General features: G+C 58.7%; 10 protein-coding genes, 10 pseudogenes and 1 riboswitch. Of the genes and pseudogenes, 13 read left to right on the top strand and 7 right to left on the bottom strand.

Features of this window, described 5'->3' with window-relative positions:
* Window positions 1-6: 6 nt before the first annotated feature.
* From nrdG to SOPEG_RS11145, 7 genes and pseudogenes are all read left to right on the top strand, one after another.
* Window positions 7-453 (top strand): annotated as a pseudogene (nrdG, locus tag SOPEG_RS11170) (anaerobic ribonucleoside-triphosphate reductase-activating protein); the annotation flags it as partial.
* Window positions 454-1,075: 622 nt separating this feature from the next.
* Window positions 1,076-1,405 (top strand): hypothetical protein, encoded by a 330-nt coding sequence (locus SOPEG_RS11165; protein ID WP_148297060.1) that lies wholly within the window; start codon window positions 1,076-1,078, stop codon window positions 1,403-1,405.
* Window positions 1,406-1,483: 78 nt separating this feature from the next.
* Window positions 1,484-1,645: a hypothetical protein gene (locus SOPEG_RS28260; protein ID WP_158382380.1), complete on the top strand. Its 162-nt coding sequence runs from the start codon at window positions 1,484-1,486 to the stop codon at window positions 1,643-1,645.
* A 12-nt stretch (window positions 1,646-1,657) separates the two neighbouring features.
* Window positions 1,658-2,740 (top strand): TolC family protein, encoded by a 1,083-nt coding sequence (locus tag SOPEG_RS11160; RefSeq protein WP_025245395.1) that lies wholly within the window; start codon window positions 1,658-1,660, stop codon window positions 2,738-2,740.
* Window positions 2,737-4,218 carry an efflux RND transporter periplasmic adaptor subunit gene (locus SOPEG_RS11155; RefSeq protein ID WP_025245394.1) on the top strand — a complete coding sequence of 494 codons (1,482 nt, stop codon included), beginning with the start codon at window positions 2,737-2,739 and terminating at the stop codon, window positions 4,216-4,218. The genes SOPEG_RS11160 and SOPEG_RS11155 overlap by 4 nt, the downstream gene beginning before the upstream one ends.
* An 89-nt stretch (window positions 4,219-4,307) precedes the next feature.
* Window positions 4,308-6,723, top strand: a pseudogene (locus SOPEG_RS11150) (efflux RND transporter permease subunit); the annotation flags it as partial.
* 72 nt (window positions 6,724-6,795) lie between these two features.
* A pseudogene (locus tag SOPEG_RS11145) lies at window positions 6,796-8,005 on the top strand (IS256-like element ISSoEn2 family transposase).
* Between the two features lie 37 nt (window positions 8,006-8,042).
* Here SOPEG_RS11145 and thiB read toward each other — a convergent pair.
* The 6 genes and pseudogenes from thiB to leuA all read right to left on the bottom strand — a co-directional run.
* A pseudogene (gene thiB, locus SOPEG_RS11140) lies at window positions 8,043-8,770 on the bottom strand (thiamine ABC transporter substrate binding subunit); the annotation flags it as partial.
* Between the two features lie 55 nt (window positions 8,771-8,825).
* A riboswitch (TPP riboswitch) is annotated at window positions 8,826-8,941 on the bottom strand.
* A 110-nt stretch (window positions 8,942-9,051) separates the two neighbouring features.
* A pseudogene (gene sgrR, locus SOPEG_RS11135) lies at window positions 9,052-10,734 on the bottom strand (HTH-type transcriptional regulator SgrR).
* Between the two features lie 507 nt (window positions 10,735-11,241).
* A complete protein-coding gene (gene leuD / locus SOPEG_RS11125) occupies window positions 11,242-11,844 on the bottom strand; it encodes a 3-isopropylmalate dehydratase small subunit (protein ID WP_025245390.1) in 603 nt (200 codons plus the stop codon).
* Window positions 11,845-11,854: 10 nt separating this feature from the next.
* Window positions 11,855-13,072, bottom strand: a pseudogene (leuC, locus tag SOPEG_RS28775) (3-isopropylmalate dehydratase large subunit); the annotation flags it as partial.
* Window positions 13,073-14,116 (bottom strand): annotated as a pseudogene (gene leuB / locus SOPEG_RS28770) (3-isopropylmalate dehydrogenase); the annotation flags it as partial.
* Window positions 14,117-14,118: 2 nt separating this feature from the next.
* Window positions 14,119-15,696, bottom strand: a pseudogene (leuA, locus tag SOPEG_RS11110) (2-isopropylmalate synthase).
* 575 nt (window positions 15,697-16,271) lie between these two features.
* On the opposite strand from leuA, the pseudogene ilvI reads away from it, so the two are divergent.
* From ilvI to cra, 3 genes and pseudogenes are all read left to right on the top strand, one after another.
* Window positions 16,272-17,992 (top strand): annotated as a pseudogene (gene ilvI / locus SOPEG_RS11105) (acetolactate synthase 3 large subunit).
* A gap of 2 nt (window positions 17,993-17,994) precedes the next feature.
* Window positions 17,995-18,492 (top strand): acetolactate synthase small subunit, encoded by a 498-nt coding sequence (ilvN, locus tag SOPEG_RS11100; RefSeq protein WP_025245389.1) that lies wholly within the window; start codon window positions 17,995-17,997, stop codon window positions 18,490-18,492.
* A gap of 464 nt (window positions 18,493-18,956) precedes the next feature.
* Complete coding sequence (gene cra, locus SOPEG_RS11095) at window positions 18,957-19,961, top strand: catabolite repressor/activator (protein ID WP_025245388.1); 1,005 nt, start codon at window positions 18,957-18,959, stop codon at window positions 19,959-19,961.
* Between the two features lie 64 nt (window positions 19,962-20,025).
* On the opposite strand, the pseudogene SOPEG_RS24645 reads toward cra, so the two are convergent.
* Window positions 20,026-20,457: pseudogene (locus SOPEG_RS24645) on the bottom strand (L-alanine exporter AlaE); the annotation flags it as partial.
* Window positions 20,458-21,301: 844 nt separating this feature from the next.
* Between SOPEG_RS24645 and mraZ the strand changes: the two are divergent.
* The 3 genes from mraZ to ftsL are packed head-to-tail and all read left to right on the top strand — an operon-like array spanning window position 21,302 to window position 23,027.
* A complete protein-coding gene (gene mraZ, locus SOPEG_RS11090; RefSeq protein ID WP_011410413.1) occupies window positions 21,302-21,760 on the top strand; it encodes a division/cell wall cluster transcriptional repressor MraZ in 459 nt (152 codons plus the stop codon).
* A gap of 2 nt (window positions 21,761-21,762) precedes the next feature.
* On the top strand, window positions 21,763-22,710 hold the full coding sequence (rsmH, locus tag SOPEG_RS11085) for a 16S rRNA (cytosine(1402)-N(4))-methyltransferase RsmH (protein ID WP_025245387.1): 948 nt from the start codon (window positions 21,763-21,765) through the stop codon (window positions 22,708-22,710).
* The gene (ftsL, locus tag SOPEG_RS11080; protein WP_025245386.1) at window positions 22,707-23,027 is read left to right on the top strand and encodes a cell division protein FtsL; all 321 of its coding nucleotides are present in this window, start codon (window positions 22,707-22,709) and stop codon (window positions 23,025-23,027) included. The genes rsmH and ftsL overlap by 4 nt, the downstream gene beginning before the upstream one ends.
* Window positions 23,028-23,040: the final 13 nt, after the last annotated feature.

The raw sequence follows: 23,040 nt of genomic DNA, 5'->3' as shown, positions 1-23,040 counted from the left end.
GGGACGATGAATTACCATCAGTACTACCCGGTGGACGTCATCAATGGCCCCGGTACGCGCTGTACGCTGTTCGTCTCCGGCTGCGAGCACTAATGTCCGGGGTGCTACAACAAAAGCACCTGGCGGCTTAATTCCGGTTTACCCTTTACCGCGCAGATGGAGGATCGCATTATTTGCTATTTGCAGGATACGCGTATCCAGCGGTAGGGTTTATCCCTGTCGGGCGGCGATCCGCTGCATCCGGCAAATCTGGCGCCGATTCGCCGTCTGCTGCAACGGGTACGTCGGGAATGCCCCGATAAAGATGTTTGGATGTGGACCGGCTATACCCTCGGGACGCTAACCGAGGCGCCGCAGCAGGTGGTAGCGCTAGTGGACGGCAAATTCGTGAAGGATCTGCACGATCCCGCGCTAATTTGGCGCGGCAGCGGCAATCAGGTGATCCACGATTTGAATGCGCAGCGCAGGCTACAAGGCGCGAGCTTGCGGGCGTCGCTCAACGCGGCGGAGATAACCGAAGCGATGGAGACCGGCGACACGAGGGAGTAACCAAACCGATAGGGGCCGCCGACGCGGGGAGGCAGCCACTTTCACCAGCGCCGCCGCAGAGAGAGAGGCGGCCAATTTACCCATGTCGCCGCAGTGAGAGAGGCATCCATACCTACTAGCGCTGCCGGATCATTTTCGCGGCGCCGATGGCTTAAGCGCCGCCCGGCCGGCGGTGCTCCCTGACCTTGCCCGCGGGTATCACGCCGGTTCGTTGTGGTGCGCCAAGCCGCCGTAGCGCCAGAGAACAGGGTGACGCTCACGCGTAAGCCGTGTCGGTTATTACGGCGGCGAATTGTCAATAAGCGCAAATTTGCTCATGTAGCGGGTGTTTATCCCGATAATATTGATGCGTATCAATAAGCCTGGTGTGTTTTTCACGTTTACTTAAGCCTGGCCAACTTATTTATCAATAACTTGAAATAGGAGTTTCATGTGCGTTTGTGTTCGTCCCACTCGATTCAGCCATCTGCTTCGCAGCCGCTGCCGGTGGATTGCCTGGCAGTGCATGCTGTTTATCTGGCTGTGGATGAACGCGCAACTGGCGCTGGCCAGCCACGATTGCAATCTCAAACCCATCTCGCTGCCGCCCAGTATTCAGCACAGTGAGGGCATGATCCATAGCGTCATCCCGCCGCCGGGCCACACCAGCACCACCGAACCGATCTGCGGTAAACACTGCCTGCCGGATTCGGCGCAGCAGGAAAACCACCACGCGCCGATTATCGCGCTGCCGAACAGCGCCAGACTCAGTCTAATCGACCGGCATGAGCCGCCACGGCAACAAATCGTTGCCTGGCTGATGCCTCCCATCGCGGGGCCGCCGGCGGAAAAGAAGTTCTGTCGCTACCGAGAATAACCACCTGACAAAACGCAATCGGTTGTCGACGCAGTCATTGCGCCGGCAATTATTGACTTTTGTTCAGGAATTGTCCTCATGCGTACTTTATCGCTCAGCGTTAGCGCTGTTGTAAGCCTGTTTTCCCTTTTTTTGCCGCTGGCGGCCAAGCCGCTCGTCACAGGCACCGCGGTGAATTTCAGCTTCCGCTTGCAAAACGGCAGCTATACCGTCACCGCCATTCAGCCCGTCCAGCCATAAGCGAGGAATATCATGCTGTTACCGTGCCGTTATCCACGGGCATGGCTGGTCTTCGCGCTCCTTTTCTCCACGGCCGCCGGCGCCGAAGAGATGGGGCTTGCGGAGTCACTGGCCCGAGCCGAACGCTACTCGGCGGATTTATCCGCCACCGTTTATCAACGTCAGGCGCTGGAAAATCAGGCCGACACCGCCAACCAGCTGCCGGACCCGCAGCTTAAGTTCGGTATTGAAAATGTCCCGGTGGGCGGCAGTAACGATCGCCGCTTCAGCCGGGAGGGGATGACCATGAAGCGCGTGGGCATCATGCAGGAGTATATCAGTCAGACCAAACGTGACCACAAGGCGGACGCCATCCGCGCCGAGGCGGACGCCGTCTCGGCAAACTATCAGCGTCTGCGCGCGCAGCTCCAGCGCGATACCGTCACCGATGCCCGCCGGGATGTGGTGCTGGCCCAAGCGCGTATCACGCAACTCACCGGCGTCGCTCAAGTGCAACCTACAGGCGCGCTGCCGCGCTTTGAGCGCCTACCGGCGGATGTGGCCGTGCTCACTCAGGGTATCTCGCAGCACCTCGAAATTCTGCAGGCGCGTCGGGAGGCGGACGTCGCGCAGGCTCGCTCGGCCCAATCGGCCGTCGCTGCGCTGCCCGATGTCGGCGTGGAGGTGTACTACGCCCAGCGCGCCAGCGGCTATGACGATATGGCCGGCATCATGTTCACGGTCGATTTGCCGCTATTTCAGTCGCAGCGCCAGGACAAGGATCACGCGGCCGATCGGGCGCGCACCTTTGAGGCCAATGATCGGCTGGCGCTCACCATTCGCGATCATACCGCGCAATTACAGGCGCTGATCGCCCGCTATGAAGCATCCCAAAGCCGCTGGCGGCGGCAAACCCAGGAGGTCTTGCCATTGCAGCGCCAGCGCATCGCGCTTGTGCAGGCGCAATATCGCAGCGGTACCGCCGGGTTGGGCGAGCTGCTTGAGGCACGCCAGGCGCTATTGAGCAGCGAGCTCGAGGAAAGCCGTGCCGCCAGACAACTGGCCCAGGACTGGGCCGCCATCCGCTATCTGATCCCCGAGGAGAATAGGCTATGAGCCTCTCTGCTACCGGCCGTACCGGCGTCATCGCGCTGGCGATCGCCGGGTTGATTGCGGCGTTCGCCGCCGGCTATGCGCTGCACCCAGCCGCGCCGGAGCAGGTCGTCACGGCGCAGGACGCGCGTCCTGACGACCATCGCAAAGTATTATATTGGTACGATCCCATGGTACCCGGTCAGCGTTTCGACAAGCCCGGCAAATCACCGTTTATGGATATGCCGCTGACGCCCCGCTATGCCGATCAGTCGCAGGATAGCGGCGGGATAACCCTCAGCGCCCGCCAACAGCAAAACCTGGGCGTGGCGGTCGCGACGGTGCAAAAAAGTACGCTGTCGCGGGACCTGGACGCCTTTGGTACCGTCAATATCGACGATCGTGGCCTTCGCGTTATTCCGGCGCGGGCCGGCGGGCTGGTGGATAAATTATACGTGCGCGCCGAACAGCAGCGCGTCACGCAGAATCAGCCGCTGGCGCGGCTGTGGATCCCCGAGTGGAATGCCGCCCAACAGGAATATCTGGCGATAAGGCAACTGGGGGACCGCGCATTGACGGCCGCTGCGCGCCAGAAACTGCAATTGCTGTTAATGCCGGAGGAGGTCATACGCACGGTTGAGCGAAGCGGGCAACCACAGACCCGCATCACCCTGCGCGCGCCTGCAAGCGGCTTTATCAGCCAATTGTCGGTCCGTGAGGGTAGCCAGGTCACCGCGGCGCAGCCGCTGTTTGAGCTGGCATCGTTGGATCCCTTGTGGTTGGTGGCCTATTTCCCGCAGGCGCAAGCCGGTGCCGTGGCGGCGGGGGATGACATTGTCGCCACCACCGCGCGCTGGCCGGACATGCGTTTTCACGGGCGTGTCGAAGAGTTGCTGCCGGTCGTGGATAACAGCACCCGCACCTACCGGGCGCGTATCGCCATCGATAATCATGACGCCCGCCTACAGCCGGGCATGTACATGCGGGTGCAGCGGGCCGACGGCGGCGGTACAGGTGAAACGGTGCTGACGATCCCCCAGGACGCGTTACTACAGACCGGCAGCCGCAATACAATGCTGCTGGCCGAGGGTGACGGCTATTTCCGACCGGTTGCGGTCACTGCCGGGCGCAGTTTGGGCGACCGGGTTGAAATCGTCAACGGGCTGCACGACGGGGATAAAGTCGTCGTCGCCGGGCAATTCCTCATCGACTCCGAGGCCAGCCTGCGCGGCGCGCTGTCGCAGCTAGCTGGTGCGCCGGCCGATGGCCAGGGCGCCTCATCGCCCATGCCGGCAACGCCATTAGGCAATGACAGCGCCGGCGGCGCATCGGTCCCGCCACAGGCACATCATGATGCCGGCAGCCAAGACGCCTCGCCGCAAACCTATCGGGGAGAAGGGACGCTGAAAGCCCGTCATGACCGGCGGGTGACCCTGGCCCACGGCGCCATCGCGGCGATGACCATGGATTTCACGCTGCCCGAGAGCGGTTTACCGCCGTAGGTCAACATCGGTAGCCGGGTGCAATTCGCCTTTATCCTGAACGACAGCGGCGCGCAACTCACCACTATCGTACCGGTAAGGGGCGACCAATGATCGCTTTCACTATTCGCTGGTCGCTGCGCAACCGCCTGCTTGTCATCTTGGCGGCGCTGCTGCTGGCGGCCTGGGGCATTTGGTCTCTACAACGTACGCCGGTGGACGCGCTGCCGGATCTGTCCGATGTTCAGGTCATCGTTCGGGTCAGCTATCCCGGCAAAGCGCCGCAGGTCGTAGAAGATCAGGTCACCTGGCCTTTGACGACCACGATGCTGTCGGTTCCCGGCGCGACCACTGTGCGCGGCTTCTCCATGTTCGGCGATGCTTATATCTATGTCCTGTTCGCCGATGGTACCGATCCCTATTGGGCACGATCGCGGGTGCTGGAATACCTGAGCCAGACGCAAGCGACGCTGCCGGCGGAGGCCCGCGCCGGCCTGGGTCCGGACGCAACCGGCGTCGGCTGGGTTTATGAGTACGCGCTGGTGGATCGCAGCGGCCGGCACAATCTGGCGGAGCTGCGGGCGTTGCAGGATTGGGTCCTTAAGTTTGAGTTGAAAACCGTGCCCAACGTGGCGGAAGTCGCGAGCCTCGGCGGCATGGTGCGGCAATACCAGTTGGTGCTGCAGCCGGACAAGATGCGCGCATTGAATATCAGCCATCAACAAATCATCGAAGCGGTACAGCAGGCCAACCAGGAGGGCGGCGGCTCGGTGCTGGAGATGAGCGAAGCCGAATATATGGTACGGCACCGCCGGCTATTTGAAAACGCTGGCGGATTTCAATCACATTGTCATCGACGCCCGCGGCGGCGTGCCGATATTGTTGTCCGATGTGGCGCAGGTCCGCCTCGGATCTGAGATGCGACGCGGCGTGGCGGAACTGAACGGGGAAGGAGAAGTCGCCGGCGGGATCGTCATTATGCGCTACGGTAAAAATGCGCTGGATACGATCAACGGCGTTAAAAACAAGCTGGCGGACATCCGCCTCAGTCTGCCGCCGGGCGTAGAAATCGTGCCGGTTTACGACCGTTCCCACTTGATTGAACAGGCCATTGATTCGTTATCCCATAAACTGCTCGAAGAGTTTATCGTCGTGGCGCTGGTGTGCAGCCTGTTTTTGTTTCACTTCCGCTCCGCGCTGGTGGCGATAATCACCCTGCCGCTCGGCATATTGGGCGCCTTCATCGTCATGCGTTATCAGGGAATTAACGCCAATTTCATGTCGCTTGGAGGTATCGCCATCGCCATCGGCGCCATGGTCGACGCCACCATCGTGATGATAGAGAACATGCACAAAGTGCTGGAGCAGTGGCGCCATGATCATCCCGGCAAGACGCCGTCAAACGAGGACTATTGGCACGTTTCCGCCCGCGCCGCCACCGAAGTGGGGCCGGCGCTTTTCTGTAGCCTGCTGATCATCACCTTATCTTTCATTCTGGTTTTCTCGCTGGAGACGCAGGAGGGCCGGATGTTCAGCCCGCTGGCGTTCACCAAGACCTACTCCATGGCGATCGCCGCCGGCCTGGGAATCACGCTGGTGCCGGTACTGATGGGGTACTTTATCCGCGGCCGCATTCCGGACGAGAGGGCCAATCCCCTTAACCGTTGGCTGATTGCGCTGTATCGCCCCGTGCTGGCCAGGCCCTGGGCCACGCTCGGTCAATCGCTGGCGCTGTTGTTGGTTACCCTTTATTCCCTCAGCCGGCTAGGCAGCGAGTTCATGCCGCCGCTAGACGAAGGGGATTTGTTGTACATGCCCTCGACTCTGCCCGGCATCTCGGCGCGCGAAGCCGCTCGGCTACTACAGCAGACCAATCGGCTTATCAAGACCGTGCCGGAAGTGGAGACGGTATTCGGCAAAGCGGGCCGGGCGGATATCGCGACGGATCCGGCGCCGCTGACCATGCTGGAAACCACAATTCATTTCAAACCCAAGCAGCAGTGGCGACCGGGGATGACCATGGATAAATTGGTGCGCGAGCTGGATAACGCCGTCTCCCTGCCCGGCATTGCCAATGTGTGGGTACCGCCCATCCGCAACCGGCTGGATATGTTGGCCACCGGTATCAAGAGTCCGGTGGGCATCAAGGTCAACGGCAATAACATTGACCAGATTGAAGAGGTCGCACAGCAAATCGAACGGGTGGTACGGCAGGTGCCGGGCGTCACGTCGGCGCTGGCGGAGCGCTTGAAAGGCGGACGCTATATCGATGTGGATATCGACCGGGTGCGCGCCGCGCGCTATGGCGTAACGGTGCAGGCGCTACAGACCCTGGTCGCCGCGGTCGTCGGCGGAGAGAACATCGGCCAAACTATCGAGGGGCGCGAACGTTATCCCATTAATGTGCGCTATCCGCGCGAGCTGCGGGATTCGGTGCAAAAACTGCGCGACCTGCCCGTTATCACCGCGGCCGGCGCGCAGGTTATGCTGGGGGATTTGGCCTCCATCCGCGTTAATGACGGGCCAGAGCCTGTTTAGAAATTTGTGTATTTGCCTGATTTTGATATGTTCAATCCAACATCAAAAACAGGTTAATTTATGGACGAAAAACAGTTGCAGGCTCTGGCTAACGAACTGGCCAAAAATCTCAAAACCCCTGAAGATCTCAGTCACTTCGATCGGCTGCTGAAAAAAATCAGCGTCGAAGCAGCTCTCAATGCCGAAATGACCCATCACCTCGGCTACGATAAAAATCAGCCTAAACCGGGGACCAACGCCCGCAACGGCTATTCCACAAAAACCGTTACCACTGGCGATGGCCCGCTGGCGCTGCGTACTCCGCGCGATCGTGACGGTTCCTTTGAACCGCAACTGGTGAAGAAGAACCAGACCCGGATTACCGGGATGGATAACCAGATTTTATCGTTGTACGCCAAAGGGATGACCACCCGCGAGATCGCCGCCGCGTTCAAAGAGCTGTATGACGCCGATGTCTCGCCGGCGCTGGTCTCAAAGGTCACCGATGCGGTCATGGAGCAGGTTGTCGAATGGCAAAACCGGCCTCTGGATGCAGTCTATCCCATTGTTTATCTTGACTGTATCGTTCTAAAAGTCCGGCAGGACAGCCGCATCATCAACAAATCTGTGTTCCTGGCGCTGGGCATCAACATCGAAGGCCAGAAAGAGTTGCTAGGTATGTGGCTGGCCGAAAATGAAGGCGCAAAGTTCTGGCTGAACGTGCTGACAGAGCTGAAAAACCGCGGCCTGAACGATATCCTTATCGCCTGCGTAGACGGGCTGAAAGGTTTCCCTGACGCTATTAACGCGGTGTATCCGGAGGCGCGGCTCCAGCTGTGTATCGTGCATATGGTGCGCAACAGCCTGCGGTTCGTCTCCTGGAAGGACTACAAGGCCGTCACCCGCGACCTGAAAGCTATCTAATCAGGCCCCTACGGAAGAAGCTGGCTTGCAGGCGCTGGAAGCGTTCTCCAGTGCCTGGGACATCCGTTACCCGAAAATAAGTCGAAACTGGCAGGCAAACTGGGCCAATCTGGCCACGTTCTTTGCCTACCCAACGGACATCCGCAAGGTGATCTACACGACCAACGCCATCGAGTCGTTAAACAGCGTGATCCGGCATGCCATCAAAAAGCGCAAGGTGTTCCCGACCGACGACGCAGTGAAAAAGGTGGTGTGGCTGGCGATACAGGCGGCCTCACAGAAATGGACAATGCCTTTGAGGGACTGGCGCATGGCAATGAGCCGCTTTATTATCGAGTTCGGTGACCGCCTGGACGGTCACTTCTGAGAAAAGGCATTTACACAGAATCGTGTACAGGGTCCCCGGCCACTTCCACCTGCTGGTAGTGTCCTTCGCTGAAGTCCGCCGCCGCGTACTGATTTTTCTTCTCTTCGATAATATGGTACGCCGGCGAGGTGGTGTAGCTAAGCACCATGTCCGCTTCCCCTTTCAGGAACAGGCCATAGGCTTCGCTCCAGCCTTTGGTCACGGTAACGGTTTTCGCGGCCAGTTTTTCCCAGGCCGCCTGCGCGCCGTCGCCATAGATTTTCTGCACCCACAGCAGCAGCCCCAGCCCAGGGGTGCTGGTGCGTGGATCTTCATAGATGATTTTTAATGATGCGGGGCCATCCACCAGCTCATGCAGGCTGCGGGCGGGTTTTTAAGTTTGGTCTGGTTATAGACAAACGCGAAATAACCGTAGTCGTAGGGAAGGAAAGTGTCGTCATGCCAGCCGCCGGGCAGCGTAAGCGCGTCGGTAGCGACCCGATGGGGGGCGAATAGGCCGGTATCGTGCGCCGCCTGCAGCAGGTTGTTATCCAGGCCCAGCACGATGTCAGCACGGCTATTGTTGCCTTCCAGGCGTAAGCGGTTCAGCAGCGCCACCCCGTCTTCCAGCGCGACGAATTTCAGCTCGCAGCCGCACTCTTTTTCAAACGCCGTTTTTATCGCCGGCCCCGGGCCCCATCCGGAAGAGAACGAGTCATAGGTGTACATCGTCAGGGTCGGTTTGGCCCACGCCGGCGCGGCGGCGGCCAGTAACAGACAGAACAACCATTTTTTTCAACACCTTGCACTCCTGAGATAAGGGTGGCAAAGGTCTTTGAGGCAGAAGCGCACTCTCAAATCCCTTCGCCGGTATTAACCGGATCAGGTTCGGCGGGTCTTCTCTCAGCTGACTCCGGTCGCGGCGGGCGGCGGGAGTGGGCACCCCGTTGAGAACGGCATTGATTGTAAACGCTTACGAGTCGGGTTAACAGTAAATCCCGCCATTGGCGCCGGAAATACGGAAAACAAGGGAAACGGTAACCAGGGTGCCGATAGCCTGCGCGTAGCTAGGGTGCCGGCGGCGCGAACCAGGCCGATTTGAAATCGAACCAGCCCAGGGTGTTCATCCGGATCCCGCGCATGCTACGGCTGCCCTTGCAGGCTGAGCCAGTTGTGGTACAGCGGATGAAACCAATGTTCGTCAACCAGCGACCGGCACCACTCCGCCATCGGCAGTTGACGATGGCGCCAACGTTCGGCCGCGTCGTGAAGCGTCGGCGGCAGGCAACGATGCAGCAGCGGTATTTCATACAGGGTGGCAAACAGCGAAAACGCCTGCGGCAGCGAGAAATTGGCGCTGCCTAGCCAAATATCCGCGGTGGCGTCGCCGCGGTACCATTGGTCATATTCCACCGCGTTGATGTCCAGCTGGATGGACTGCGCCGCCAATAGCGCGGTCAGCGCGGCGGCAAGCACGTCGAATTCCGAATGGTTGCGGTATAAGGTGAGGGTCAGTCGGGTCAGTTCTGGTGGTTTAGCCGCCGGCGGTTCATGGCGGCGATGGTGCTAGCGCGGCAACAGTCCGTAAGCCGGCGACCAGAAGTGCTGGCTTGCGGGCGGGGTATAGGGCAGCAGCGCCAGAGGGTTGAGGTAGTCGCAGAGCCAGCGGCGTATTTCCGGGCATTGCATCAGCGGCGAGCGCTGGTCGTAAAGTAAAAAGTAACACCCCTCTTCCTGACGTATCTCCGCAGCGGCGTCGCTGCTGCCGTCTTTCCCCGGCGGCATAGCCACGTTTTGCAGCTGAACGCCGCTATAGCTAAGCTCATGGGACAGCTCCGGCAGCACCCAGATATTGACCTCATCAATCAGCGATCGGTAGCCGAAGTAATCGTCGAACGCGCGGATGGTCAGCTGGCTCGGGTGGTTGCGCACCACGCTATAGGGGCCGGTGCCAACGGGCCGGCGGGCGAAATCCGGCAGAGTACGCCATTCGGCGGGCAGGATCATCGCCGATACGCTCGCCAGCAGCCAGGGCAGCCAATCGTCACGCCCGGCGAGCTTAATATCCAGCGCATGGGGAGCGGGGGAATGCAAAGACAGGATCGGGGCAAATAGCGGGTTGCCGGTCATGCGCGACAGCGACTGGATGACATCGTCGACGGTCACTCCTGGCCGTGGTGAAAACGCACCGCTGGACGTAGATAAAAACGCCAATGATCGGGGGCCAGCGCCTGCCAGTGATGGGCCAGATCCGCCTCGAGTTCCCCATTTTCCTCATTTATACGCGTCAGGCCGCTGAAGATCTGCCGGACAATATGATTGTCCGAGCGCCGCGGCGGCGTACCGGGTAACAGATTGCTCAGCGGACGGTAGTAAAGCACCCGCAGGATATGTTTCCCCTGACGGAAACCGCGGCCCAGGTGGGAAAGCAGCATGTTTCTGAGGCTCTCGCGATCCCCCACCAACTGCACCAGTTGATCAATGCGATCTTGCTCGAGGAGTTCGCTGGCGCGCTGCTGCTGGAGCCCGAGACCGGTATAATGGAAGTCCAGCCGAGAGTGTTTACTGCGCCCGGCCTGGGAATGCCAACTGAGCCAGCCCATGTGCTGCATGCTTTTCAGTAGCGATCGGACGTGGCGGCGCGAGCAATTGAGCTGTAACGCCAGTTCGCTGAGCGTGGTATCGCGGGATTCGCCCTGGCAGCTTTGCCACAGGCGTATGAATTGCTGCTGTAAACGCGGTGAGGCCATAAAAGGGGAACCCTCTCTGAAAAGTCATCTATTTTTCTTTCCGTATATTACGCCGATACTCACTAAGCCGAAAGCGCGGCAGGATGCACCTCCGCTGCGCCGCGGCAGAGCGGCTGTACCTCCTCAACGCTTGGTTGGTGGGCCAGCCAGCCGGCAATGCCGCGGTGCAAACGATGCAATGGACAAGCGCCTAGACACCCTAATTCTTGAATCAGGTGATGATCACCAGCCGGCGACGCATGGCGCCGGCTTTTTTTTGCGCGCAGGACGTCGCGCATCGCGCATTAGCGCGCTGCGTTTCCGAGCGGTAGCGCAGAGTGTCGCGCGGCGGTCGTCATCAGGGCCAATCGGAGTCGGGCTGGTCAATAACGACACCACAACGTTAAGAACGCGACGACCGTCGCGGTAAGCAATAAAGAGGCGCGGAGCCGCGGCGGATAATGGCCATCATTGCCGCGTTCGCTAACTATCAACGCCGCACCCGTTAGGGGCGGCGTCTAGGGGCTGTCAGTTCAGAAAGGCCGGCTGACGGCTTTCGTATTGGCTTATCGCGTCATCATGCATCAACGTCAGGCCAATACTGTCGAGGCCGTTAATCAGGCAATGGCGGCGGAAGCTGTCTATCTCGAAGAGATAAACCTCATTACCGGCCACCACCTGTTGCCGCTCCAGATCAACGGTGAAGGTCATCCCTTCCTGCGCCGCCACCATGGCGAACAGCGTGTTTATCTGATCTTCCGGCAGCGTAATCGGCAGCAGCTGATTGTTGAAGCTATTGGAGTAAAAAATATCGGCAAAGCTCGGCGCTATCACTGCATGGAAGCCATAATCGGTCAACGCCCAGGGCGCATGCTCACGGGAAGAGCCGCAGCCGAAATTTTCCCGCGCCAGCAGAATGCTGGCGCCGCGGTAACGTGGCTGATTCAGCACGAAATCCGGGTTGGGCTGTTGCCCGGCGTCATCTAAAAAGCGCCAGTCGTTAAATAAATGCTGTCCGAAACCGGTGCGGGTCACTTTTTGCAAAAACTGCTTGGGGATGATCGCATCGGTATCCACGTTAGCGGCATCAAGGGGCACCACGATACCGGTATGTTGCGTAAATTTAGCCATCACTCTTTCCTTAATTCAATTTGCGGATATCGGCGAAACGGCCGGCCGCCGCCGCCGCCATCGCCGGGCTGACCAGATGGGTACGTCCGCCGCGGCCCTGACGGCCTTCAAAATTGCGGTTGCTGGTCGAAGCGCAGCGTTCCCCGGGGTTCAGGCGGTCATTGTTCATCGCCAGACACATCGAGCAGCCGGGCAAGCGCCATTCAAAACCGGCTTCGAGAAAGATCCTGTCCAGCCCTTCCGCTTCCGCTTGCGCTTTGACCGGCCCCGAGCCGGGCACCACGATCGCCTGCACGCCGGCGGCGGCGGCGCGCAAGTCTTCGATGCGCGAGTTGGTACAAGATCCGATAAAGACCTTGTCAATCGTCACGTCGGTCAGACGGATGCCGGGCTGCAAATCCATATAGGCCAGCGCCTTGGCGGCGGAGTGGCGCTCCACCGGATCGCTGAACGACTCCGGCGACGGGATAAGCTGATTGACGGCAATGACCTGTCCGGGGTTGGTGCCCCAGGTGACCTGCGGCGCGATATCTTGCGCATCCAGCGTCACCACCTTGTCGAAATGGGCATCATCGTCGGATTTCAGGGTGTCCCAATACAGGACGGCTTGGTGCCAATCGTCGCCCTTGGGCGCGAATTGCCGGTTCTACAAATAGGCGTAGGTGGTGTCGTCCGGTGCCACCAGGCCCGCTTTGGCGCCCATCTCGATAGCCATGTTGCAAAGGGTTATGCGGCCTTCCATGCTGAGCGCGCGGATGGCGTCGCCGCTGAATTCCACCACGTGGCCGGTCCCGCCGGCGGAGCCGATTTTACCGATTATCGCCAGGACGATATCCTTGGCGGTAATGCCGGGGGCGGCGTGGCCGGTCACGTCCACTTTCATGGTTTTGGCCCGGCACTGTTTCAGCGTCTGGGTCGCCAGCACATGTTCCACTTCCGAGGTGCCGATACCGAACGCCAGCGCGCCAAAGGCGCCGTGGGTGGCGGTATGGGAATAGCCGCAGACGATGGTCATCCCCGGCAGGGTCATTCCCTGTTCCGGGCCTATGACATGCACAAGCCCCTGATAGGGGTGATTCAGGTCATACAGCTACACGCCGAATTCCGCGCAATTTTTCATTAATTCCTGCATCTGGATGCGGGCTATTTCGCCGCAGGCGTTGATATCTTTGGTTTGAGTGGACACATTGTGGTCCATGGTGGCAAAGGTTTTGCCCGGCTGGCGGACGGTGCCCACCGCGCTGCCGCCGCCGGCCAGGTCGGCGGTGCGGTGCCCGGCTTCCAGCGCCTGATTGACCGCGCGCTCAATGGCGTCCGCGGCGTCGTCCAGCCCCAGGCTGTAACGCAACAGCAGGGCGGTGGACAGAATCTGCGCCACCGGGTTGGCGATATCTTTGCCGGCGATATCCGGTGCCGAGCCGCCGGCGGGCTCATACATGCCGAAGCCCTGTTCATTCAGACTGGCCGAGGGCAACATGCCCATCGAGCCGGTAATCATGGCGCATTCGTCGGAGAGAATATCGCCGAACAGATTGGAGCACAGCATCACGTCAAACTGGGACGGATCTTTAATCAGTTGCATGGTGGCGTTATCGATATACAAATGCGACAGCGCCACCTCCGGGTAGTCCTGCGCCACCTGATTTACCACCTCGCGCCACAGAATAGAGCTTTGCAGCACGTTGGCCTTATCGATGGAGGTCACTTTGTTGCGCCGTTTGCGCGCCGATTCAAAGGCGATGTGGGCGATACGCTCAATCTCGAACCGGTAGTAGACTTCGGTATCAAAAGCGTGCTCGGGCGAGCCGCTACCTTCGTGGCCTTTCGGCTGACCAAAATAAATCCCGCCGGTCAGCTCGCGCACGCACAGAATATCGAACCCGCGTTCGGCGATATCGGCCAGCAGGGGACAATATGCCTCCAGCCCCGGATACAGGCGCGACGGCCGCAGGTTGGAAAACAGCTTGAAGTGTTTACGCAGCGGCAGCAGCGCGCCGCGCTCCGGCTGTTCTGCCGCCGGCAGATGTTCCCATTTCGGGCCGCCCACCGAACCGAACAGAATCGCGTCCGCCTGCTCGCAGCCGGCCAAAGTGCCTGCGGGCAGCGGGCTGCCGTGACGGTCGATAGCCACGCCGCCCACATCATATTCGCTGGTGGAGATACGCACGCCGAACCGCTGGCTCACCGCATTGAGGATCTTATAGGCTTGCGCCATGACTTCCGGGCTGATACCGTCGCCGGGTAAAACCGCAATATGGTAAGTCTTGCTCATCATTACACCGTTTCCTGCATATCCTGACTGTTGTTGTGCTGGTGCAGGCGACGCAGTTCGATACCGACCTGCCGCGCGCGCCAAATGTTGTTCATCGCATTGACCATCGCCTGGGCGGAGGATTCGATAATATCCGTGGCCAGACCGACGCCGTGGAAGCGGCGTCCCTCATACTTGACCACGATATCTATCTGGCCCAGCGCATCCCGGCCGTGGCCCTTGGCGGTCAACTGGTACTTCTCTAACTGAATGGAGAACTGTGTAATGCGGTTCAGTGCCTCGTAGACGGCATCTACCGGGCCGTTGCCGGTGGCGGCTTTGGCGTGGAGCTCGTCACCGCAGGCCAGTTTCACCGAGGCGGTGGCGATATCGGAGGAGCTGGACTGAACGCTGAAATAGTCTAGGCGGAAATGCTCCGACAGTTCCTGCTGATTGTTGATAAACGCCAGCGCTTTCAGATCGTAGTCGAAGACTTGGCCCTTTTTATCGGCCAGCTTCAAGAAAGCGTCGTACAGCTCGTCCAGGGAGTAATCGCTTTCCTGATAGCCCATTTCCTGCATGCGGTGTTTCACCGCCGCGCGGCCGGAACGGGAGGTCAGGTTCAGTTTCACCTCTTTCAGACCGATGGTTTCCGGCGTCATGATTTCGTAGTTCTGGCGATTTTTCAGCACGCCGTCCTGATGAATACCGGAAGAGTGGGCGAAGGCATTGGCGCCTACCACCGCTTTATTGGCGGGAATCGGCATATTGCACAGCTGGCTGACCACCTGGCTGGTGCGGTAGATTTCTTGATGATGAATGCCGGTGTGGACGTTCAGCAAGTCCTGGCGCACTTTGATCGCCATTATCACCTCTTCCAGCGCGGTATTACCGGCGCGTTCGCCGATGCCGTTGAGGGTGCCTTCCACCTGGCGGGCGCCGGCCTGGATCGCGGCAATGGAGTTGCCTACCGCCATGCCCAGGTCGTCGTGGCAATGGACCGAAATAATGGCTTTGTCGATATTCGGCACCCGTTGGAACAGCGAGGTGATGATGCCGCCGAACTGATTCGGGGTGGTGTAGCCCACGGTATCGGGAATATTGATCGTGCGCGCGCCGGCGTTGATGGCGGCTTCGACGATACGGCACAGGTTATCGATCGGGGTACGGCCGGCGTCTTCGCAGGAAAATTCCACGTCATCGGTATAGTTGCACGCGCGTTTCACCGAGTGCACCGCCATTTCAACCACCTGGTCAAAGCTCTTTTTCAGCTTGGATTCCACATGCAGGGTCGAGGTGGCCAGGAAAACATGGATACGGAAGGCCTCCGCCACGCGCAGCGTTTCGGCCGCGACATCAATATAGCGATCGACGCAGCTCGCCAGGCCGCAGACGCGACTGTTTTTGATCTGGCGGGCAATGGTTTGCACGGATTCAAAGTCACCTGGGGAGGACACCGGAAAACCCACCTCCATGACGTCAACGCCCATTCTTTCCAGCGCCTGCGCAACTTACAGTTTCTCTTTCACGCTCAAGCTTGCCTGCAATGCCTGTTCACCATCACGCAGCGTCGTATCGAAAATAATGACTTGTTGGCTCATGGTCGATCCTTATTCTGTAGGTTTCCGCACACGTCAGGCATAAAAAACCCGCGCAGTGCGCGGGTTTTTATCTGGAGTGGCCCGAATTCAATTCTGAATACCGTGCACCAGCCTGCCGCGCATCATTTCTGCGTGTAGGTAGTAGGCTTAATAGACGGATAGACGTGAACATAAACTCTCTGCATTCCAATAGTGAATTCGTTTAATAGGCTTATTGGTACCGCATTCGGCGCGCGCGGTCAACCGTTCATCGCGTCCCTGCGGCGCTAGCGCGGGATTTGCCGGCGCGTGCTTTTACGCACCCCTGCTAAAATTGACCTACAGACAGAAATAACCCGTCAAAAATAGTGGGATAACCAGTGGAATATCTTGCGGTGGCGCGGCGCGATAGCGTAATAAATAGAGCCGTTATTCGCGCGGGAATTTTTGCTGTTTGCCTGCATCATTAACAGGCGCTATCGTAATCGGCCATAAAATATAACAACACCGTATTCAGGGTGCTTATTCCTTGTCCCTCACGACAATCGGAAAGGCGTTCCGCTGTCGGCGTAACACTGTAAGCCAGGAGGCAAACCATGGAGATGTTGTCAGGAGCCGAGATGGTCGTCCGGTCATTAATTGATCAGGGCGTAAAGCAGGTATTCGGTTATCCCGGCGGTGCCGTGCTGGATATTTATGATGCATTGCATACGGTCGGCGGGATCGATCATGTGCTGGTGCGTCACGAACAGGGCGCGGTGCACATGGCCGATGGCTACGCCCGCGCCACCGGCGAGGTCGGCGTGGTGCTGGTGACCTCCGGTCCCGGCGCCACCAATGCGGTGACCGGCATCGCCACCGCCTATATGGACTCGATTCCGCTCGTGGTGCTGTCAGGCCAGGTGGCCAGCTCGCTGATTGGTTACGACGCCTTTCAGGAGTGCGATATGATAGGGATCTCGCGTCCGGTGGTGAAACACAGTTTTCTGGTAAAGAAAACCGAAGATATCCCGCAGGTGCTGAAAAAGGCTTTCTATCTCTCGCCGCCAGCGGGCGACCGGGGCCGGTGGTTATCGATCTGCCCAAGGACATCCTGAGTGCCGCGCACAAGCTGCCCTACCTCTATCCCGATTCGGTGTCGATGCGCTCGTACAACCCCACGGTCCAGGGCCATAAAGGGCAAATCCGGCGCGCGCTCACGACGCTGCTCGCCGCCGAGCGGCCGGTGGTTTACACCGGCGGCGGGGCCATTACCTCCGCCTGCCACCGCGAACTGCGCCAGTTGGCGGAACAGCTGAATCTGCCGGTGGTGAGCTCGCTGATGGGGCTGGGCAGTTTCCCCGGCAGCCATCGGCAAAGCCTCGGTATGCTGGGCATGCACGGTACCTTCGAAGCGAATATGGCGATGCATCGCGCCGACGTGATTTTCGCCGTAGGGGTGCGCTTCGACGATCGCACCACCAATAACCTGGCGAAATATTGCCCGGATGCCACGGTGCTGCATATCGATATCGATCCGGCGTCGATCTCCAAAACCGTCACCGCTGACGTGCCGATCGTCGGCGACGCCCGCCATGTTCTCGAACAGATGTTGGAGCTGCTGGAGCAGGGCGAGAGCCGCCAGCCGTTCGACGCGCTGCGCGACTGGTGGCGGGATATCGAGCAGTGGCGCGCCCGCGCCTGCCTGAAATACGACAGCGGCAGCGATAAAATCAAGCCCCAGGCGGTGATAGAGACGCTGTACCGGCTGACGCAGGGCAACGCTTACGTCACCTCCGATGTGGGTCAGCATCAGATGTTTGCCGCGTTGTATTATCCGTTCGATGAACCGCGGCGCTGGATTAACTCCGGCGGCCTGGGCACCATGGGCTTTGGCCTGCCGGCGGCACTCGGGGTGAAAATGGCCTTCCCGCAGGAAACGGTGCTGTGTATCACCGGCGACGGCAGTATTCAAATGAATATTCAGGAGCTGTCCACCGCCCTGCAATACGATTTGCCGGTGGTGGTGGTCAGTTTGAACAACCGCTATTTGGGCATGGTAAAGCAGTGGCAGGACATGATTTATTCCGGACGCCACTCCCAATCCTATATGGCGTCCCTGCCGGACTTCGTGAAATTGGCGGAGGCCTATGGTCATGTCGGCATCGCGATTGAGCGGCCGGACGAGCTCGAATCCAAGCTGGCGCAGGCGCTGGCGGTGAAAAACCGTCTGGTGTTCGTGGACGTGATGGTGGATGGAACGGAACACGTTTACCCCATGCAGATCCGCGGCGGCGGTATGGATGAAATGTGGTTAAGTAAAACGGAGAGGACCTGATCATGCGCCGTATTGTATCGGTATTACTGGAAAACGAATCCGGCGCGTTATCCCGGGTGATCGGGTTGTTTTCCCAGCGCGGCTACAACATTGAAAGTTTGACCGTGGCTCCCACCGACGATCCGACCCTTTCGCGCATGACCATCCAGACCATGGGCGATGAGAAAGTGCTGGAGCAAATCGAAAAGCAACTGCACAAACTGGTGGATGTGCTGCGCGTCAGCGAACTGGGGCAGGGGGGCGGCAGTCATGTGGAACGGGAGATTATGCTGGTGAAAGTACAGGCCAGCGGATTCGGGCGCGAAGAGATCAAACGCTGTGCTGAAATCTTCCGCGGTCAGATTGTCGACGTCACCCCGGCCATTTATACCGTACAGCTTGCGGGCACCAGCGAGAAATTGGACGCGTTTCTCGCCACCGTGCGCGAAGTGGCGGAAATCGTTGAAGTCGCCCGTTCGGGTATTGTCGGGCTGTCGCGCGGCGACAAAGTGATGCGCTGAACGCTTGACTAACGGTGGCCGCAGTTGGCGTTATCGGCTAAGCGTCCCTTAATGCGCCGGGCGCAAAGGTTGTAACGCCCGGCGCATGAGGGCTTTAACGCCGAGCTGAATCCTGCACCGGCGCGTTTCCCCCGAAGCGGCAGGGTAGGCTGTAAGGCCGTATCTGGCCGGGTTTACCGGGGACGGAGGGGACCCCTGGCCGGCCTGATAGCTCGCTGAGCAGCGCTGCGCTGACGCCTTCATGGTTAGCCCTACCTGGCCTGATACCGTGCCGTAGTTCTGTTGCCGTTTCTTCCACTGCATTCATGATGTCAGCCACGTCAGCCAAGCGCTTACGGCGCTCGCGACGGACCGCTGGATTTTCCCTTAGCATTTTGTGCTGATAGTTGTAGCATGGTTGAATTCCCCGGTGCGACTATGGACATTCGGGCAAAGGGTTAATTGATAAGCATAAAGGGGTCTATGTGAAACTGGATGAAATCGCGCGCTTGGCTGGTGTTTCGCGCACAACCGCCAGTTATGTCATTAACGGCAAAGCGAAACAATACCGCGTCAGCGATAAAACCGTGGAAAAGGTTATGGCAGTGGTCAGGGAACATAATTACCATCCAAATGCGATCGCCGCCGGCCTGCGCGCCGGGCGCACCCGCTCCATCGGCCTGGTTATCCCCGATCTGGAAAACACCAGTTATACCCGCATCGCCAACTATCTCGAGCGCCAGGCGCGTCAGCGCGGCTATCAGCTATTGATTGCCTGTTCGGAAGACCAGCCGGACAACGAGATGCGCTGCGTAGAGCATCTGCTGCAGCGGCAGGTGGACGCCATTATCGTCTCTACCGCCCTGTCGTCGGAGCATCCGTTCTACCAGCGCTGGGCCAATGACGCCTTCCCCATCATCGCACTCGATCGCGCGCTGGATCGCGAGCACTTTATCAGCGTCGTCGGCGCGGATGAGGAAGATGCGAAAATGTTGTCCCAGGAGCTCAGCCAGTTTCCGGGGGAGCACGTGCTGTATCTTGGCGCGCTACCGGAGCTGTCGGTGAGTTTTCTGCGCGAACAGGGCTTTCGCCGCGGCTGGGGTCAGGATCGGCGCAAGCCGGACTTTCTCTATGCCAACAGCTACGAGCGTTCAGCGGCGGCGGGGTTGTTTGGCCGCTATCTGGAGAGCAATCCGATGCCGCAGGCGCTGTTCACCACATCGTTTTCACTGCTGCAAGGTGTGATGGACGTGACGCTGAAACGCAGCGGTCGGCTGCCGACCAATCTGGCTATTGCCACGTTCGGCGATAACGAGCTGTTGGATTTTCTCGAATGTCCGGTGCTGGCGGTTGCCCAGCGCCATCGGGAAGTGGCGGAGCGGGTGCTGGAGCTGGTGCTCGCCAGCCTCGACGAGCCCCATCGACCCAAGTCGGGCCTGACGCGTATTCGCCGCAGTCTGTTCCGGCGCGGTCAGCTAAGCCGGAATTAATCACGCGCCGCCGAACCGGGCGTCGACGTAACTGTCGGGACGGCGCTGAGGTGACCGGCAATGTCCCGGTCACCCGGAACAGCCGGCGGCAATATTCCAAGAAGTAGCCGTACACCACACCAAGCACCATAGAGGTCACCGCATTGCTGGCCACCGCCGCTATCAGCTGCTGCCATTCCACCCCCACCGCCAGAAGAATGACCGCGTAAACCGGTGATTGAAAGCTGGCATATGCCAGCAAATCCGCCAAATTACGGGTCCAGAATTGTTTGGGCCCGTGCAACCACGCCAGACGCAGCACCGCGTCGCGATACTGGCCAAATGGCCAGGCGATAATCACATTGACCGGAATCGCCAGCAGCCGCGACGACAGCGACTGCTGTAGGCTCATGCCGGACAGTAGGATCTCAATCGCCATCCCGGTAAAAAAACAGTACACCACCAGCGCAAAGGTATCCGCCGCGGCACTACGTAAACGGGATGATTCAGCAAACATAACGTAACGGCTCCAGCGCGAAAAGATCATGGGCGTGCGGCGAGGGAAGCGGCAGCCAAAGTGATTTGTAAGGTATTATTTATGCTGCGTAGAGTACATCACTACTTGTGTTAAGTGAAGTAGATTATAATTTTTATTTAAATGTTAAATGTCGATATTTGTGCCAATAAAATGACCGCTGGGGGGCTTCGGGACGATTTCTCGCCGTCAGTTAATAAAAAATAATGATAATCAATTGGTTGGAGGTGATGGGTTTGCCGCTGACCCTGCCGACGTTTTAACGCGCCAGCGCGGTAAGAAAAATGAATTGCGTCGCTTTTAGGAATAGTCTGGCGATAAAATAAAGCGGGCGTTTAACCAATAAACATTTGATGATAAAATCAACAAAGATTAGGGCATATAAAAGCGAAGGTGTATTTTAAGCCGCCGAACAGAACGCTTCCGCCCGATTAATAAAGACGTTAAAATAACTGCGCAGTATGAAAAAAGAGGAATGGTAAACCCTTCTGTTACTCCCCCCTTGCTTCATCCGCCCAAGCGTCGCGCGGCGCTTTCCCGCTTCCTGTAAGTCCATTATACCCGATTTTTGGCCGTCAGGGGTTTGGTAGGCGCGAATATTTATATTTTTAATTTGTACAGAATGAAGATGAATAGAGTGATGTTATTTTTAGCTTTTTTTGCGATGTATTACGCATTTACCTGCCAAATGGTAATTACCGATGTAAATAATCCCTTCTGAGTCATTTAGTCGCTTGACAATGTTTTGACACCATTCGTACACTCTTTTGCGTGGGAATTTGTGGGGCAAAGTGGTGATTAAGGTTTTTAAGGGGTAAACGGACGCATGTTTCGTGGCGCAACCTTGGTTAACCTTGACAGCAAAGGCCGGCTAGCCGTGCCTACCCGTCATCGGGAAAAGCTGAATGAGGAATCGGCAGGTTTAATGGTGTGTACCATTGACCTCCATCAGCCATGTCTGCTGCTTTACCCCCTGCCGGCCTGGGAAATCATTGAACAAAAGCTGTCGCGATTGTCGAGCATGAACCCCGCGGAACGCCGGGTGCAGCGGTTGTTGCTGGGGCATGCGAGCGAGTGCCAGATGGATGGCGCAGGCAGAATACTGCTCGCGCCGACGCTCCGGCAGCATGCCGGACTGTCAAAAGAAGTGATGCTGGTTGGGCAATTCAATAAGTTCGAGTTGTGGGACGAACAGACCTGGTATCAACAAGTCAAGGATGACATCGACGCTGAGCTGTCGGCGGAGCTACCGCTTACCGACCGGCTGCAAGACTTATCGCTATAGCCATGTCAGAGAATTATTTACATACCACCGTGTTGCTGAACGAAGCGGTGAAGGGGCTGAACCTCCGGCCAGATGGCGTCTATTTGGACGGAACCTTCGGACGCGGCGGGCATTCACGTCTTATTTTGTTAAAGCTGAATGCGCAGGGACGACTGTTCGCTATCGATCGCGATCCCGCGGCCATCGAAGCGGCGCGGGCCATTGAGGATGCGCGTTTTACCATTATCCATGGGCCATTTTCCGCCATGGCGGATTACATGGCGGAAAGGGATCTGCTGGGCCGGGTTGACGGCATATTGCTGGATCTGGGCGTCTCGTCGCCGCAGCTTGACGATCCGGAACGCGGCTTTTCGTTTATGCGCGACGGACCGCTGGATATGCGCATGGACATCACGCGCGGTCAGTCCGCCGCGCAGTGGCTGGCGCAAGCGTCGGCGGAAGATATTGCTTGGGTGTTGAAAACTTTCGGCGAAGAGCGCTTCGCCAAGCGCATTGCTCAGGCCATCGTGGCGCGAAATCGCCAGCAGCCGATGACCCGCACCCGCGAACTGGCGGCGTTGATTGCCGACGCCAGTCCGTTTCGCGATAAGCATAAACATCCGGCGACGCGCAGTTTCCAGGCGATCCGCATTTACATCAATAGCGAGCTGGAAGAGATCGAACGGGCGCTAGACAGCGCGCTGACGGTGCTGGCCCCCGGCGGTAGGTTGTCGGTTATCAGCTTTCATTCGCTAGAGGATCGGCTGGTGAAACATTTTATCCGTCAGCACAGCCGCGGGCCGCAGGTGCCGGCGGGTCTGCCGCTCACGGAGGCGCAGATCGCCGCGCAGCATCAGGATCGGCGCCAACTGAAAGCGGCCGGGAAAATGCAGCCGTCGGCGCGGGAGATTAACGATAACCCGCGCGCGCGCAGTTCGATGCTGCGCTTCGCCGATAAGCTGGCGCCATGATCGGCAACGAGCGGCACGGCCTTATCGGGATCATCGGCAGCGATCTGTTGCGCCACGGCAAGCTGCCGCTGCTGCTGTTGATTGCGGTCCTGGTCTCGGCGGGTCTGGTGGTGACCACCACCCACCAGACCCGGCGGCTGACCGCTGAACGTGAGCAGATGCTTCTGGAGAAGGACACGCTGGATATTGAGTGGCGCAACCTGATCCTGGAGGAAAACGCGCTGGGCGATCACAGCCGCGTTGAGCGTATCACCACCGAGAAACTGCAAATGCAGCATGTGGATCCGTCGCAAGAGAATATTGTGGTTCAACCGTAATCTACACAGGGAT

The organism is Candidatus Sodalis pierantonius str. SOPE, from assembly GCF_000517405.1.
In the GTDB taxonomy this organism is placed as follows: Bacteria; Pseudomonadota; Gammaproteobacteria; order Enterobacterales; family Enterobacteriaceae; genus Sodalis_C; species Sodalis_C pierantonii.
Note: the sequence above shows the minus strand (reverse complement) of the source record. Positions and strands in the feature narration are given on the sequence as shown.

What these genes read in the sequence shown, in the direction of transcription:
- SOPEG_RS11165 (WP_148297060.1), top strand. Translation starts at nt 1,076, where the DNA reads ATGAACGCGCAACTGGCGCTGGCCAGCCACGATTGCAATCTCAAACCC.
- SOPEG_RS28260 (WP_158382380.1), top strand. Translation starts at nt 1,484, where the DNA reads ATGCGTACTTTATCGCTCAGCGTTAGCGCTGTTGTAAGCCTGTTTTCC.
- SOPEG_RS11160 (WP_025245395.1), top strand. Translation starts at nt 1,658, where the DNA reads ATGCTGTTACCGTGCCGTTATCCACGGGCATGGCTGGTCTTCGCGCTC.
- SOPEG_RS11155 (WP_025245394.1), top strand. Translation starts at nt 2,737, where the DNA reads ATGAGCCTCTCTGCTACCGGCCGTACCGGCGTCATCGCGCTGGCGATC.
- leuD (WP_025245390.1), bottom strand. Translation starts at nt 11,844, where the DNA reads ATGGCTAAATTTACGCAACATACCGGTATCGTGGTGCCCCTTGATGCC.
- ilvN (WP_025245389.1), top strand. Translation starts at nt 17,995, where the DNA reads ATGCGCCGTATTGTATCGGTATTACTGGAAAACGAATCCGGCGCGTTA.
- mraZ (WP_011410413.1), top strand. Translation starts at nt 21,302, where the DNA reads ATGTTTCGTGGCGCAACCTTGGTTAACCTTGACAGCAAAGGCCGGCTA.
- rsmH (WP_025245387.1), top strand. Translation starts at nt 21,763, where the DNA reads ATGTCAGAGAATTATTTACATACCACCGTGTTGCTGAACGAAGCGGTG.
- ftsL (WP_025245386.1), top strand. Translation starts at nt 22,707, where the DNA reads ATGATCGGCAACGAGCGGCACGGCCTTATCGGGATCATCGGCAGCGAT.